The sequence below is a fragment of the Streptomyces spectabilis genome (assembly GCF_008704795.1).
Classification (GTDB): Bacteria; Actinomycetota; Actinomycetes; order Streptomycetales; family Streptomycetaceae; genus Streptomyces; species Streptomyces spectabilis.
In genome coordinates, this window is sequence record NZ_CP023690.1 from 9,702,164 (window position 1) to 9,716,412 (window position 14,249).

Here is a 14,249-nt window from a genome sequence, read left to right on the forward strand (position 1 = left end):
GCGGAGGCCAACAGACTTGCCCTGAGGGTCAGGACCAGCCGACCGATGCGTCGAGCGGAGATAGGGGACCGTCAGGTGAGGTTGTTCCCGCGGAGCCACGTCAGGGAGGTGTCCGCCAGTTCGGGCCAGCCGCTGTCGACGATGAGGGAGTGGCCTCGGTCCTCGAAGCACTGGTACTCGGTGGAGGCGCTGGAATGGCGGTACTGCTTGAACGTGGAGCGGGTGAGGACGTCGGGGACGGTGTGGTCCAGCTTGCCGGACAGCAGGAGCAGCGGCCCGCGGGACTCGTTGCCGGTGTTGACCTTGGCGGGGGAGTTGGGGGCGAAGTTGCCCAGTGCCAGCTGGAACAGCGGCCGGGCCGGGCTGGGTATCGTCCACTGCTCGAACAGGTCGTCGGACTCCTCCTGGGACACCGCGTTGGCGAAGGCGTACCGGAACTGGGCGGGGTTGAGGGAGACCGTGCGTTTGGTGTTGGCCGGGTTGCGCAGGAACGCGAACGCCGACTTCGCTTGTGCCGGGCCGATGGCCTTGACGCCCTTGATCTGACCGGGGCAGATCGCGATCGCGGCCGCCCCGAGGTTCTGGCCCAGGAGGTGCTGGGCGATGAAGCCGCCCACGGAGTGCCCGATCAGGATCGGCGGGGTGTCGAGGCCGCGGATGATGCGGGCATGGTGTTCGGAGATCTCGGCCAGGCCGACACCGGCCTGTGGCCCGGGCTTTTCACGCGCTTCGGCGACGGTGTCCGGGACTCCGGGCCATTCCGGCAGAAGGGGCTCGTAGCCGGCTTCCCGGAATCGCTCGGCCCACCCTTGCCAGCTTGTCGAGTGAAGCCACAGACCATGGATGAACATGACGCGCGTGCGGTTCGCTGCCATGGGGTACCTCCTGTGGAGTTCCCTCTCTCGCTCCCTGGGGAACACCCCGCCGGTCGGCGGAGTGCGCGCGGCACGCGCTCTGACATGCGCCGATGCACGTGCGGCACCGTACGAGGACCACTCGTTTCCAGTCTGGCACCGCGTGTCCGTGAACGCGCGCGGGAGCGGCGCGCACCCGCGGAGACGGGCGCGGTGAGCCGCACACTTTGTCCTCACGGCCGCGCCGCCCGACACTCCTCTGGCCGGTCTTCGCCGTCACGTCCGTGTGTCTCCTGCTGATCTCGCTACCGTGGCCGCCGGCCGGGCCTCATCGGCGAGGACCGGCGAGGAAGCGACGAAGGGGCACACACCATGACGTTCACGCCTTGGCAGGACCGGTCTGTCATCGTGACCGGAGGGACGCGCGGGATCGGGCACGGCATCGCCGAACTGTTCGCCCGCCAAGGCGCCGCCGTGCTGCTCACGGGCCGTGACGCGGAGACGGCCCGCAAGGTGGCCGACCACCTCGCGCAGGTCACCGGCGGGCGGGTCTCAGGGATCGGCATGGACGTGCGGCAGCCGGAGCAGATCCAGGAGATGGCGGCCGAGGCGGAGCGGCGCCACGGTGGCATCGACGTGCTGTGTGCCAATGCGGGGGTCTTCCCCGAGCGTCCGCTGCGGGAGTTGACCGCCGAGGACGTGGACGAGGTCCTGGGCGTCAACCTGCGCGGCTCCATCCTCTCCGTACGCGCTTGTCTGCCCGCCCTGGAACGGGCGGCCGGGCGCGGCCGTGTCCTTCTGACCTCCTCGATCACCGGGCCGACCACCGGCTACGCGGGCTGGTCCCACTACGGGGCCAGCAAGGCGGGGCAGCTGGGCTTCCTGCGCGGGGCCGCCCTGGAGCTGGCGCCGCACGGCATCACCGTAAACGCCGTCCTGCCCGGCAACGTCCGTACCGAGGGCCTGACCGACCTCGGGCCGGACTACCTGCGCCGGATGACCGACTGCATCCCGCTGGGCCGCATCGGCGAGACGTCCGACATCGCCCACGCCGTCCTCTTCCTCGCCTCCGACGAGGCCTCCTTCATCACCGGCCAGACCCTCACCATCGACGGCGGCCAGACCCTCCCCGAATCCCTCGACGCCTTCGCCGCCCGCCCCTGACCTTCGATGGACCTTCGATGGCGCACAGCGGCCCGCACAGGGCGCCCACGTGGCCTCTGTGCGGGTCGTTCAGGGCAAGGGGCCGCCCCGCGCGGTGACCCACAGGTCGTACCACTCCTCGTGGGTGAGTTCGGGCTCGCGGCCGACGGCGTCGCGGCAGGCGCGGATGCGTTCGGGCCGGCTGGTGCCGATGACCGGGGCGATGCGGGCCGGGTGGCGCTGCAGCCACCACAGCAGGATCGTCTCCGGTGTGGTCTGTTTGCGTTCGGCGAGGTCGGAGACGAGTCGCGCGGTCGGTGAGTCATCGGCGCCGGTGTAGCGGCCCTGGGCGAGGGCGCCCCAGGCCTGGAGCTGGATCTCGCGGGCGTCGCAGTACTCGACGGTCCCGTGCGGGAAGCCGTTCGCGGCCGCCGCCGGGGTGTTCACCAGGACGCCCGCCTCGACCCAGTCCCGGCTGCCCAGGCTCATCTCCAGCTGGTTGGCGACCAGCGGGATGTCGAGGTGGCTCTGGAGGTGCTCGATCTGCGCGGCGCTCATGTTCGACACACCGAAGCGGCGCACCAGACCCTGCCCGTGCAAGGAGGTGAGGGCCTTCGCGATGTCCTGCGGGTCGGCCAGCGGGTCGGGCCGGTGCAGCAGCAGTACGTCGATCACGTCGGTACGCAGCCGGGTGAGGCTCTTCTCGACGCTCCGGACGATGTGCGTGCTCCGCAGGTCGTACATGCCGGGGTGGTGGCCGTCGGCCTGCCGGATGCCGCACTTGGTCTGCACGACGATGCGCTCCCGCAGCCCGGACGCCCGGCCGAGCAACTCGCCGAAGACCGCCTCGGCCTTGCCGCGCCGGTAGATGTCGGCGTGGTCGAACACCGTCATGCCGACGTCGAGGGCAGCCTCGACGGCGGCCTCGGCGTGCGCGATGTCCGCGGCGGTGTACGGCACGCTGTCCCAGGTACCGCCGAGCCCCATGCACCCGTACACCGGCTGTCCGGCGCGTACGTCGGTCTGTTCGGCCATGCGTCGCCCTCCCTCTGTCCCCGTGGTCCTTGTGTCCCAGTGGCCCTTCACTTCTGAGATGTGCCCAGGACACACGTTCTTACTGCAGGTCTTCCTTGTCGCAGGCCTTCGTTCACGGCGCTTCAGAGCATCGCCGCTCCCGCCACGGCCGTCGCCGCGAGTACGACGGTGACCACGACGTTGAACGTCACGTCCTGCCCCTCCGAGCGGTGTTCGGCCGCGCGGTCCAGCGTGAATTCGGCCGGGTCGGCGGCCGTGTAGTGGACCGTCACTTCACGGCCGTACGCGTTGGCGGGGTCCGGCAGGTGCGACGTGCAGTGGGCCGTGACGGCTGTGCCCTCGCGGGTGGTGAACGACACGACCGGAGTGATGGTCGTCAAGGTGTGGCCGTCGTCCTGGTCGACGCTGACGTCTTTCAGGACCGCGACGACCTGCCCGCGCACGCTGTCCATCGCCGCCAGTCTCTCGACGCGCCGGTTCTTGGCGCGTACTGGCCCGGGCAGATGAGCGGCGGCGAAGACGGCCCCCGGCCCGCCGAAGCCGATCAGAGCCCACGGCCACCCCCGGCCGACCGCGGCGAGGACCACAAGGCCGACGTAGACGAGGAAGACCGCGAAACCGGGCCGGCCCAGGCCACGACTGGCCTCCTGCACGGTGTTGGAGAATCGGTAGGCGTGCGGTCTGCCTCGGGGATGGCTGACCCCGATCTCCCGGCCCTCCCACGCGCAGGTGATCGTTTCGCCGCGCTCGCCGTCGTTGGTCACGATCACGTCTTGACCCGAGGCCGGGTCCCGGTAGGAGACGACCACCGATATCCCGCCCGCCCGGGAACCGCCGTGCCGGGGCTCCCGCACCCGCTCGATCCGTCCGGTGAGCCGGACCGTGCGCTGCGCCTTGGTCACCCCGGCCAGCGACATGCCGTAGCCGACCAGCGCCGCCACACCCCACGCCGCACACCACAGCGTCAGGACCTCGTCCCACCCCATGCGCCCCTCCTCCTGACGTTCCGGTCAACTTCCGCTGTGCCGGAGGACGTTGCCCCGGCCGTCCGCCTCCAGCGTTCCGGTGCCCCCGCCGCCGGTGACCACGACCCTGAGGGTGAGCGAGCCGGTGACCCCGTCGGCGGTGAGCTGCCAGCTCCGCGGGGACTCGACGCCGAGGGTGGTCCTGGCCTCCTCGACCAGGCCCGGCACACGGTCGTAGGGCAGGGACCGCGCGTCGAACCCGGCCCCCTTCACACCACGGGAGGCGAAGACGACCGTCAGCAGGCGGTCCTGCACCACGACGGTGAGCGCCCGGCGCCGGTCCGCGCTCCGCGTCAACGACTCGACGGCCTTGCGCAGTTCACCCTCGTCGAGCATCGACTGGCCAGGGCCGAGGGTGACCGTGCCCGTCGCCGACGTCACGGTGCTCGTGGACGACGAGGAGGAGACGGACGGCCTGGGGGAGCCGCTCTCGCTCCCGTCGGAGCCGAACAGGTCGGCACGGAACAGCAAGAGCACGGCGGCCGAACCGAGCAGCAGCCCCAACAGCGTGAGGAGCGAGCCGGAACAACCCCCCTCGGTCTCGCTCTTCATGGCCGGACCGGGCACCGAGTCCAGCCGGGCCGCGGCGGCCCGCTCCTCCCACTGCGGCGTCGGCCGCCTCACGATCCGCGTCTTCCACGGCCGGTCCGGCGGATACTCCACCACCACGACCCCGCGCGGCCGGTAGTCGGGCAACTCGACGAGGTTGACCTCCTGCCGCATCTCGACCCGGAACGCGGATGCGTCGTCCGGCACGACGGACAGCTCGAACCGCACCGGCACATCGCTGGTCTCGCCCCCGACGGCCTCCAGGCTCTCGATCATCGCGAGCGCCACACGCGGCACGACCGCGGCCTCCCGGGCACGGCGCGGCAGCGTGGCAAGGAAGAAGACGAGCCCGAAGACCGCGGGAAGGGCGAGCCCCGTGACGATCAGCGGCACCTTCTCGACGACGCAGCCCCCGATGAAGGCGGTCAGCGACGCCCCGATCACCCCGCCCGTCAGGAACCCCAGAGCGAGGTCGGCGGGCTTGTCGTGCGTGGGCGGTGCGCCCGCGGTGATCGTCATGGCGCCGATTGTGCACATCATCGGTGACGGCCGACAGGCCCTGGGATGAGGGTTCGCCGTCGCGGCCCGCAAGGGTAGGCGTGGTGAGCGAGTTCATGGCCGCGGTCGGGTGCTGCGTCAGCTGCTGTAGCAGTACCGGTTGCTGAGTGGAACGTTGTCGAATCGCACCGTTCTCCACGCGGTGGCGGGCGTCGCGCCCCACAGGACGTTGACTCTCACCACCAGGCACCCTCCCCGGTTGTACGCGGCGCGGGTGTTGTTGAAGGCGCTGTTGTAGTAGTAGGCGATGGCGATGGCACATGCTCCCTTGGCCACGGGGTGCGGGAGGTTGCCGCAGATGACGGTGCTGGCTGTCGCCACCTTCCAGCCGTGGTTGTCGAACTTCGATTTGATCCAGCGCGTGGTGGCCTTGCTGAAGTACCAGGAGCAGGTGACGATGCCGCAGTTCCTCTTCACCCACGGGTCGGCGACCACGGGGAAGCGGGGCGAGACGGTGGCGCCGGAGGTGTCGGCGGCCGGCGTGAGATCGATGTTGAGCTTGAGGGTGTTGCCCTCGATGGTGTAACTGGTGGGCCAGGTCCGCCCGTTCGCGTCCTTGGCCCAGGGCTTCTGGATCCGGGTCACCTCTTCGAGGAGCACCGCGGGTTCCGTGGTGCTGGCGTGCTCCTTGACGATGAGTGCGCTGCCGTCGAGTTCGTCGACGGCCAGCCGGGTGCCGGTGGGCAGGTCCAGGGGGAAGGAGTAACTGGTCGGGGCGGAGGCGTCGTCGAGGTGTGCGAAGGTGCGGAAGCCGCCGTCGGTGGTGGGCTGCACGCCGATGGAGTGGTGGGCGCTGGTGCCGTCGTAGAGGACGGTTCCCCCGGCCGTGCGGGTGGCGGTGCCGGAGGCGGGCAGCTTGAGGGTGGTGGTCCCCGAGTCGTTGCTGACCTTGATGCCCTGCTGCGGGTCCCGTGGCACCTTCACCGTCGTCGTACCCGAGTCGTCGGTCTTGGTGGTGATGGCGATGTTCTCGCTGTCACTGTCCACGGTGCCGCTGACGTCCGCGGTGCCCGTGATGTTCTCGATGGCCTCGCCGACGGTGGACGGGGCCGGGAAGCTGCGGTCGACGAGCTCGGCGTAGGACAGGACGTCGACCCAGACGGTCACCGGGCTCGATCCGGTGTTGTGGAGGTTGACCTTCCCGTCACCGCCGAGCTTGGCGAGGGTGAAGCCAGTGGCCTCGCTGTCGGGAACGTAGCTGACCGTGGGGCCCGGGGCGGCGGCGGTCTGGGTGGGGTGCACCTGGATGCCGCCCGTTCCGGTGCCGAAGGCGGTGACACTGATGCCGACGGCCGTGGTGTTGAGGACGGGGACGCCCGCCACGCCTCGCGGGTCCACGACCTTGTCACCGCCTGCCGGGATCACCAGCTTCTCGGCGACCCTGACCGGGGGAACAGAGCGCAGGTCGGCACGCTGGGCGGTACCGGTGGAGCGGGTGAAGTAGCCGACCACGTCGACCGCGACGTCTGCGCTGCCCCAGCCGAGGTTGTGGATGTTGACCGCGCCGTTGGCACCGATCTTGACGATGGCGAAGTTCTGCTGGGCCGCGTCCTTGGGGTAGTCGATGGTGGCGTCGGCAGGCCAGCCCTCGCCCGCGGGGTAGACCCGTATGGTGCCCGTGGAGGTGCTCTTGGCCGTGACGGTCAGCGCGACGGCGGTGACATCGGCGGCGGGTACGCCGCCCTTGCCGAGAGGCTTGAGTTCGAGGTTGCCCCCGCCGCCGAGGCCGGTGGGGTTCAGGACGCGCTGGGGCGGCAGGGCCACATAGGAAGAGCCCTGGCTGTCGTCCTGTCGCAGGGTGTAGCCCTGAACGTCCAGATATACGCGCATGGTGGCCGTGCCCTGGTTGACGACCTTGATCTGGCCGTCGGAGCCGACCCTGGTCACCAGCGTCGTGGATGCGTAGTGGGCCTTGTCGTAGCTCACGCTGGTCGCGTCCGGCTCCAGCTCGCCCGACGGATAGACGACCACCGTCCCGGAGTCGCTGTCGCCCTTGGCGGCCACGTTCACGGCGACCGAGTCGAGCCCCGTGGCCGGAAGTCCCGCGGTACCGGACAGTCTCACCGTCAGCGTCGCGCCGGGTTCCACCGCGACGTTGTCCAGCACGCGGGCCCTCATCGGGACGTACTGGCCGCCCGAGGGGTCGGCCCCGCCCCGGGGTCTGCGTGCTTCTTCTGCGCCCTGGGCTGCTGCTGGCGCTCCCTGTGTGCTCAGTGCCGGGGCGCTGGCCGGGCCGGAAGTGGCCGCGGCGGACGGCGCGTTGAACACCAGGCCGGTGGACAGCAGAAGGAAGGCCGTAAGAGCGGACAGAGCGGTATGGCGAATGCGCACGTGACTCCCCCTGTTCTCGGGTTGGTCGCGAAACGAGAAGTGTCTGCGGACGCGGCAGCACTCACGCTGCGGGCGGTCCGGCAGCCGGGGTGAGCGTGGCAGGTGTGGCCTTGGATGAGAAGGCTGAGTGAAGACGATGAGGAAAATGTGAGGCTGGTGGCCGGTTCGCGGGCCTTGCGGCCTCCCCTCCCTCATAGGGGTGAACTAGGCCCGTGCCCCGACATCCAGACGCGAGTCGAAGGTGTAATCGAAACGGCTCCTCGTCGTCGGTGCCCTCTGGAAGGCTCGGTACCCGGGGCAGCCGCTGACCGTGCGCATGCGGATATCCGACCAAGGAGCATTCCCCATGACTGCTGAAATCTCCCCGCAGCCCTTGGACGCCTTTCTCAGGTCCGTCGCCTCGACCACGTACGAGGAAGCACGCCGACTGCCTGGCGCCGCCGTCGCGAGTGCACAGGACTTCGACGAGATGCAGGCGTACGTCCTGGATCTCTACCAGGGCGTCGACACCGTCGAGAGCTACGTCGAAACCGACGGCCAAGTCGTCGACTGCATCCCCGAGGACGCGCACCCCGCCGCGCGCCGCTGGGGAGGCCTCGCCGTCGCTCCCGACCAAGGCCCCCCTCAACCACCCGGCCCCGACCAGCCGATGACACAGGACCCGAGGTCGCGGGAAGCCGTGAGCCCACCGCCGCAGTCGGCCGTACGGAGCGCCCCCGCCGGTACCACGCCGCTGTACCGCACCACCCTCTCGGGGCTGTGCCGGTTCCCGAACCTCGCGGCCTCCTCGGCGAAGCAGAGGCCCCCCGCCGACGCCGAGGCAACGGCAGCCGCGCTCGGCAAGCGATACGCGACCGGCGAGCAGAACATCACCTGCCTGGGCGGAGCAAGCCGCATCAACGTGTGGAACCCGTTCGCCGCGGCGTCGAACCAGTCGACCTTCAGCCAGCAGTGGTACTACGCCGGACTGGAAGGACCCGTCCTGCAGACCGTGGAATGCGGCTGGCACGTCGACATCGAGATGTACGGCAACGCCACGCCCCACTTCTTCGTCTTCTCCACCCGGCGGAACTACGAAGCCGGACACTCCTTCTACAACGACAAAGGCCAGGCGTTCCAGCCGGTCTCCAACCCCTACGTCCGTCCGGGCGCCCCGCTGGCGGTGTCGCAGAGCGGCGGCACGCAGGTCGAGCACAAGATGGGCTTCTACTTCACCAACAACGCGTGGTGGCTCTACTTCGACGACCACGCGATCGGCTGCTACCCGGCGGCATGGTTCGACAACGGGCCGATGGCCACCAACGCCGCCCGCGCCAAGTTCGGCGGCGAGGTCGGAACCCTGATCACCCAGTGGCCCCCGATGGGCTCCGGACAACGCGCGTCGGCGGGCTTCGGGCAGGCGGCGTACCAGCGCGTCGCGTGGGTGTACCCCGTGAGCGGCGGCACGGTGCACGCGAACCTCTCGGAGGCGGGATCGGTGCACGGCCCCTGCTACTCCCTCCAGATCACCAACAACTCAGGGTCCGACTGGGGGAGCTACCTGTTCTTCGGAGGGCCGGGCGGGAACTCCTGCTGAATCCCGCTGCCGCATGAGGGGCGAGGAAGGTGCCCTGGGGTGCGGCCAGTCGGCGCGGAGCCCCGGCCCGTCATGGGCCGGGGCTCCGCCGCGTGCGTGAACACCCCGCTGGTTGCGTGGTATGGCAAGCCGGGCTTCTGCATTCCCCCATCTCACCGAGGTTCGCCAATTCGCTAGGGTCCGCCACCCCTCGACCGTAAGTGGCGATCATGTCTTTGGCATAAGAATGTTCGCCGGGCGAGCTGTCGCCCCCTCCCGACATCTGAAGGGGTATGAGCGCACGGCAGTGCGCTGAACTGCGATGTTGAACAGTTTGATGAGCGATGCCTGGCCCGAGTACGTCGCGGGAGTCCTGGCCCTGGCCACCGGAGCGGCAGCCAGTGCCCTGGTCAACGCCTGGCGCCGACGCAGGCCGGGGCCGGACGAGGACCTCACGCCAGGAAATCGTGAATAGCCACACCACGCCCCCTATGGCGAAAGGAAAGGATGAGAAGACATGCCGGAACCAAGCAGTGTCGTCTTAAGGACGACGAAAAACGTCATCAGTAAGACGACACTTCCGCGATACCCCGATGCCGAAATCAACCGCGGTGATGCCTGGCGTCATCTGCACACGCCCCAATCACCCGGCGCGCACGCCTGGCTGGGGGAGATGGCTCAGATCACGAGCGCGCTACCGCACACGGGGGCACTGGCCGATATCGCCGCCAAGTACGACCGGATCACCGAGTTGGTCGAACGAGACGCCGCGGACCACGTCACCGAGACCGATCTGCTCGCCGCCCTGCTGCTCACACGCCTGCTGCGCGACAAGCTTCTGACGGACGAGTCACGGCTGATCGCCGCTGCCCGCCACCAGAACGTCATCTGGTCCCGGATCGCGACGGCACTGGAACTGCGCACCCGCCAGGCGGCCGAGCGCCGCTACCTGCAACTGCGCCGCGATCAGGATGACATCGTCGGCCACCCGCTGACGCAGAGCGAGCGCGTCGAAGCCGTCCGGACCCATCGCGACCGCCACGCCGAGCAGCGCTGGGCGGTCGCGCACCGCAGCGAAATCACCGCCCTAGCCCGGCGCTTCGCGGCAGTTCCCCACCTTCAGCAGCGTGCCGACCGGTGCCCCAGGGCCACCCGCGCCAACGCCGTCGCGGCCCTGCACGCCCACCGCTCCGGCGAGCCCGACCCGGCCCCGCTCCGCTCTGCCTGGCCCGCCCGGCTCGCCGAGGCGGTGCGGGCCGAGGCCGCCCACCGCGCGGCCCAGCAGCGGCATCTGCCCCGCATCGAGGACCTGCAGGACCCCGAGCGTTCCGCGCCGCCCGACCCCGACCGGCTGACCGCCGCTCAACAGGACCACCTCATCCACGAGATGTTCGGCCTGATCGGCTACGCCGTCGACAGCGACAGCGTCGACCTGGACGACCATCCGGAACTGGTCACCGCGATCCGTGCGCTGTACGCCGAGGCGGGCTCCCACGCCCCCCGTGCCCCCGAGGACTACGCGCCTCGGCCGCACAGGTGAGCTGAGGCCAGGCCGCTCCCGGCGGCGCTTCTGATGCTGGCATGACATGCCTGTGACCCACCGTCTCGTACCCGGTCCGGTGCGACCGCCGGTGCCTCACATGGGACCAGGCCCTCTTGCCGCGGCCCGGCCGGGCTTCCACACTGCGGGGCACGGGACCGGGGAGTGGGGGGGGCTCTGATGGCAGCGCGACGGCGTCGGCGGTTGCGGAAGCGGACGCGCAGGCAGGTGCAGGGCTGGGGCAGCGTGGCGGCGCTGGCCGCTGGCCTGTGGGTGGCGGGGAACTGGGCGGCGGTGTGGCCCGTCCTGGCGGTCGTGTGCGCCCTGTCCGTGGTGGGCGGGGCGGGCTGGGGCCTGTGGCGTGCGCACCGGCGCGCGGTCGGCGAGGACCGGCACTGGCGAGCCCAGGAGGAGGCGCGGGCGCGCGAGCTGTCGATGACGGAAGTGGACGCGCTCTCCTGGCAGGAATTCGAGCGGTACGTCGCTGATCTGTGCCGAAGGGACGGCTGCACGAAGGTCGTCGTGAGCGGCAAGAGCGGCGACCTGGGCGCGGATGTCGTCGGCTGTCTCTCCGATGGCCGCAAGCTCGTCGTCCAGTGCAAGAAGTACGCGCCCCATCGCAGCGTGTCCTCGCAGGACATGCAGAAGTTCGTCGGCACCGCCCGCCTGGAACACGGTGCGGACGTCGCCCTGTTCGTCACCACCTGCCGTACGTTCACCAAGGCCGCCCTTGGCCTTGCGGTGCGTCAGGACATCGTGGCTCTGCACCGCGACCTGTTGGGCGCCTGGGTCAGGGGCGCGCATCTGGAGACGCTGATCCCGCTGAGCGGAAGCGGCGGCGGGGCTACGCGACCCCGGCCCGTCTGAGTCGGCCCCGCCTGCGGCAGGCACGGCCCCGTGGCAGCCGCTGCGCGAGAAGGCTCCGGGCGTGGTCGGCGAGGGCGACAGCGAGCCCTTCTACAACCAGAGCGGTGGCCTCCTGCGTCTGTTGTTCGGGTGCCTTCTCACCTGCGGCAGGGCATGAAACGGCCCTGCCGCGCGAGGGCGCGCCGTGTCGTCATCGCTCGCCCGGGCAGCCGTGCTGCCGTCCGCACCAAGGAGACGTTCGTGCCCGAGATCCCCCGCACCCCCGTCGGCCTGCTGCGGCCCGATGGCGCCCGCCTGGCCCTGTACCCGCACGGGCCGCGCGACCCCGACTTGGTGCTCGTCCTGGCGCACGGCTGGCAGGCGACCTCTGCCATCTGGGACAAGACCGTGGAACAACTGTCCCGGCCCAGGACCCTCGTAGTGCGCTACGACCAGCGCGGACACGGCAACTCCACCACCGGCACCGCCCGCCCGGCGATGTCCCTGCTGGCCGACGACCTCCACGCCGTCATCGCCGCCACCGCGCCCGGGGACGTACCGGTCGTCCTCGTCGGACACTCCATGGGCGGCGCGGCCGTCCTCGAACTGGCCGCTGCCCGGCCCCGGCTCTTCGGGGACAAGGTCACCGGGGCCTTGCTCGTGGCGACCAGCGGCGGCGGTCTCGACCTCGCGGCCGCCGGGTATCCGCTCCCGACGCGGTTGGTCGGCCTGATGCGGCACGTCATGGCCAGCGTGTGCGTGTACGCGCCCGGCGTGGCGCTCCGCCTGCACAACCTCTGGCAGCCGCGGCTGAGCACGCAGCCGCCCATGGACGTGGCCGGCCGGTGGTTCAAAGCGCTGATGCGCCACGACGTCACCGAGTTGGACGCCCTGCGGCGCATCCCCGTACACGTCCTCGTCGGGGAGGACGATCCCACCGTTCCGCCCGTCCACTCGCACCGCCTGGCCGCGCAACTGCCCGCGGCCCGGCTCCACGTCGTACCGCGCGGCTGCCATCGGCTGCCCACACGGCACTCGTCATCCGTTGTCTCCGTGGTCGAGCTGACCTGCGAGGAAGCCCTTCAGCACGGGGGCGGCGGCTCGCCGCGCGCGGCCGAGCCCGACGGGACCGGGACCGGTGCGGGGCCGACGGCGGTGCACACGCCACTCGCGTGACCGGCCATGTCCGGGCTACCGCGGCTCGGTGGTCCGGGCAGGGCCGCGCTGAGCCCCCACTCGGCCGGGGCCGCCCTGCGCCGGGGGCAGATCCAGCCGGGCCCAGACGGCCTTGCGGCCCGCGGCGCGGCCCCAGCCCAGGTGCGTGGCGAACGCTTCGACGAGTTCCAGGCCGCGCCCGCTGACGTCGTAAGGGTTCGACGCGCGCCGCACCGGCAGCTGTCTGCCGGTGTCGGTGACCGTGATGACCACGGACTCGCCCCTCAGCTGAAGGCGCAGGTTGTAGGGCGTGCTGTGGCGCAGGGCGTTGCTGACCAGCTCGGTCGTGATGAGGGCGGCGGCGTCGATGACATCGGCGTGGCCGTTCCGGCCGTCGAGCCAGCGTTCCAGGACGGCGATGGTGTAGTTGCGGGCGAACGGCGCCGCGCTCGGTTCGTTGCCGAGCGGCAGCACCGCGTCGGGGGGATCGGAGCTCATCCGCGCGGACCTCCCGGAAGGAGGGCTCCCGGCCCGGGGAGTATCGGCGGGCGATGTGAGGCGGTGGTGCGGGGGAAGAGCATGATCAACCTCAGGGTTGGCGCTGCTGTCCGTGCCGTGCGGGCCCCGTGCGGCACGCGGAGCGCGGGAGCCGTATGGGGGTAGACACAGTATCCACCATGCGTGTGATGCACACGCATGGCAATCTGGAGGCGCCAGCCGCCGCGGAACCGTGGCGGAAAACCAGCCACTGACCAGGGACGGGGAGATGCCGTGGCCCAGGCTCCGCGCGCGAGCCCGACGATCGCGCACCGTGTACTCGCCCGCCGTCTGCAGCGCGTACGCGTCGAACAGGCACGGCTCAGCCCCGCGCAGGCCGCCCAGCTCGTGGGCACCACCCACATGACGATCCGCCGCATCGAGAGCGCGGCCACCAGCATCAACACCGTCCAGATCGAGCAGCTGCTCCAGGCGTACGGTGTACGGGGCGACGCCCTGCGCACCCTCCTCGAACAGGCCCGTCAGGCCGCCGAACCCGGCTGGTGGCACCATCGCTACCGCCCGGTCATGAGTGCGGCCTACCAGCACTGGATCGCGCTGGAGAGCGCCGCCTCCGCCATCCGCCTGTGGGCACCCGGGCACGTGCCGGGCCTGCTGCAGATCCCGGCCTACACCGCGGCCCTGCACCGCGCGCTGCACCCCGAGGCGCCGCCCGCGCACATCGACCTGGCCGTGGAACTCGTCCACGAGCGGCAGCAGCGCCAGCGGCAGCGCGGCGCCCGCCTGTGGACCGTCCTGTCCGCCGCCGCCCTGCACCCCGTCATCGGGGGGCCGGGCGTGCGCCGCGCCCAGCTCCAGGCACTCGAAGCGGGCCTGGCCGAGCAACGCACCGCCCTCCAGGTCATGCCCCTGGACTCCGCGCCGTACCCGCTCCTCGGGGCGCCGCCCGTACGGCATCTGCGCGTGGACGCCGACATCCCCGACCACGTCGTGGAACACCGGCCCTTCGCCACCACCATCACCGACGACGAGGCCACCGTCGCCCGCTGGCGCCAGGCCCTGAACGGCACCGCGGCCGCCGCCACCTGGCCGACCACCCTCACCCCGCACCTGCCCCCGGAGGAGGGGGCCGTCGCGCGCGTTCCCTGAACCTGGGCCAG

Annotated in this window: 13 protein-coding genes; 7 read left to right on the forward strand and 6 right to left on the reverse strand. The window is 70.8% G+C overall.

What is annotated here, in order from left to right; translation table 11 throughout:
- Positions 1-71 precede the first annotated feature (71 nt).
- Positions 72-875, reverse strand: coding sequence for an alpha/beta hydrolase (locus CP982_RS41035; RefSeq protein WP_150515156.1), 804 nt, complete (start codon positions 873-875; stop codon positions 72-74).
- 351 nt (positions 876-1,226) lie between these two features.
- Here CP982_RS41035 and fabG point away from each other — a divergent pair, with 351 nt between their 5' ends.
- A complete protein-coding gene (gene fabG / locus CP982_RS41040; protein ID WP_150515157.1) occupies positions 1,227-2,018 on the forward strand; it encodes a 3-oxoacyl-ACP reductase FabG in 792 nt (263 codons plus the stop codon).
- A gap of 69 nt (positions 2,019-2,087) precedes the next feature.
- Here fabG and CP982_RS41045 read toward each other — a convergent pair whose 3' ends face one another.
- The 4 genes from CP982_RS41045 to CP982_RS41060 form a co-directional block, all read right to left on the reverse strand.
- On the reverse strand, positions 2,088-3,032 hold the full coding sequence (locus tag CP982_RS41045; RefSeq protein ID WP_229879114.1) for an aldo/keto reductase: 945 nt from the start codon (positions 3,030-3,032) through the stop codon (positions 2,088-2,090).
- Positions 3,033-3,154: 122 nt separating this feature from the next.
- Positions 3,155-4,018, reverse strand: coding sequence for a DUF3592 domain-containing protein (locus CP982_RS41050; protein ID WP_150515158.1), 864 nt, complete (start codon positions 4,016-4,018; stop codon positions 3,155-3,157).
- Between the two features lie 24 nt (positions 4,019-4,042).
- Complete coding sequence (locus tag CP982_RS41055; protein ID WP_150515159.1) at positions 4,043-5,125, reverse strand: hypothetical protein; 1,083 nt, start codon at positions 5,123-5,125, stop codon at positions 4,043-4,045.
- 117 nt (positions 5,126-5,242) lie between these two features.
- Positions 5,243-7,270: a hypothetical protein gene (locus CP982_RS41060; protein ID WP_150515160.1), complete on the reverse strand. Its 2,028-nt coding sequence runs from the start codon at positions 7,268-7,270 to the stop codon at positions 5,243-5,245.
- Between the two features lie 571 nt (positions 7,271-7,841).
- On the opposite strand from CP982_RS41060, the gene CP982_RS41065 reads away from it, so the two are divergent.
- The 5 genes from CP982_RS41065 (at position 7,842) to CP982_RS41080 (ending at position 12,612) form a co-directional block, all read left to right on the forward strand.
- The gene (locus CP982_RS41065) at positions 7,842-9,071 is read left to right on the forward strand and encodes a neprosin family prolyl endopeptidase (protein WP_150515161.1); all 1,230 of its coding nucleotides are present in this window, start codon (positions 7,842-7,844) and stop codon (positions 9,069-9,071) included.
- A 316-nt stretch (positions 9,072-9,387) separates the two neighbouring features.
- Positions 9,388-9,525: a hypothetical protein gene (locus tag CP982_RS42040; RefSeq protein WP_170316605.1), complete on the forward strand. Its 138-nt coding sequence runs from the start codon at positions 9,388-9,390 to the stop codon at positions 9,523-9,525.
- Positions 9,526-9,723: 198 nt separating this feature from the next.
- Positions 9,724-10,590 (forward strand): hypothetical protein, encoded by an 867-nt coding sequence (locus CP982_RS41070; RefSeq protein WP_150515162.1) that lies wholly within the window; start codon positions 9,724-9,726, stop codon positions 10,588-10,590.
- A 180-nt stretch (positions 10,591-10,770) separates the two neighbouring features.
- Entirely contained in the window at positions 10,771-11,457 is a 687-nt protein-coding gene (locus tag CP982_RS41075; RefSeq protein WP_150515163.1) for a restriction endonuclease, read from the forward strand.
- Between the two features lie 240 nt (positions 11,458-11,697).
- On the forward strand, positions 11,698-12,612 hold the full coding sequence (locus CP982_RS41080) for an alpha/beta fold hydrolase (protein ID WP_170316606.1): 915 nt from the start codon (positions 11,698-11,700) through the stop codon (positions 12,610-12,612).
- 15 nt (positions 12,613-12,627) lie between these two features.
- Here the strand turns inward: CP982_RS41080 and CP982_RS41085 are convergent, their stop codons facing one another.
- Positions 12,628-13,089 carry an ATP-binding protein gene (locus CP982_RS41085; protein ID WP_150515165.1) on the reverse strand — a complete coding sequence of 154 codons (462 nt, stop codon included), beginning with the start codon at positions 13,087-13,089 and terminating at the stop codon, positions 12,628-12,630.
- A gap of 273 nt (positions 13,090-13,362) precedes the next feature.
- Between CP982_RS41085 and CP982_RS41090 the strand changes: the two genes are divergently transcribed.
- Positions 13,363-14,238 carry a Scr1 family TA system antitoxin-like transcriptional regulator gene (locus tag CP982_RS41090; RefSeq protein WP_170316607.1) on the forward strand — a complete coding sequence of 292 codons (876 nt, stop codon included), beginning with the start codon at positions 13,363-13,365 and terminating at the stop codon, positions 14,236-14,238.
- The last annotated feature ends 11 nt before the right edge of the window (positions 14,239-14,249 follow it).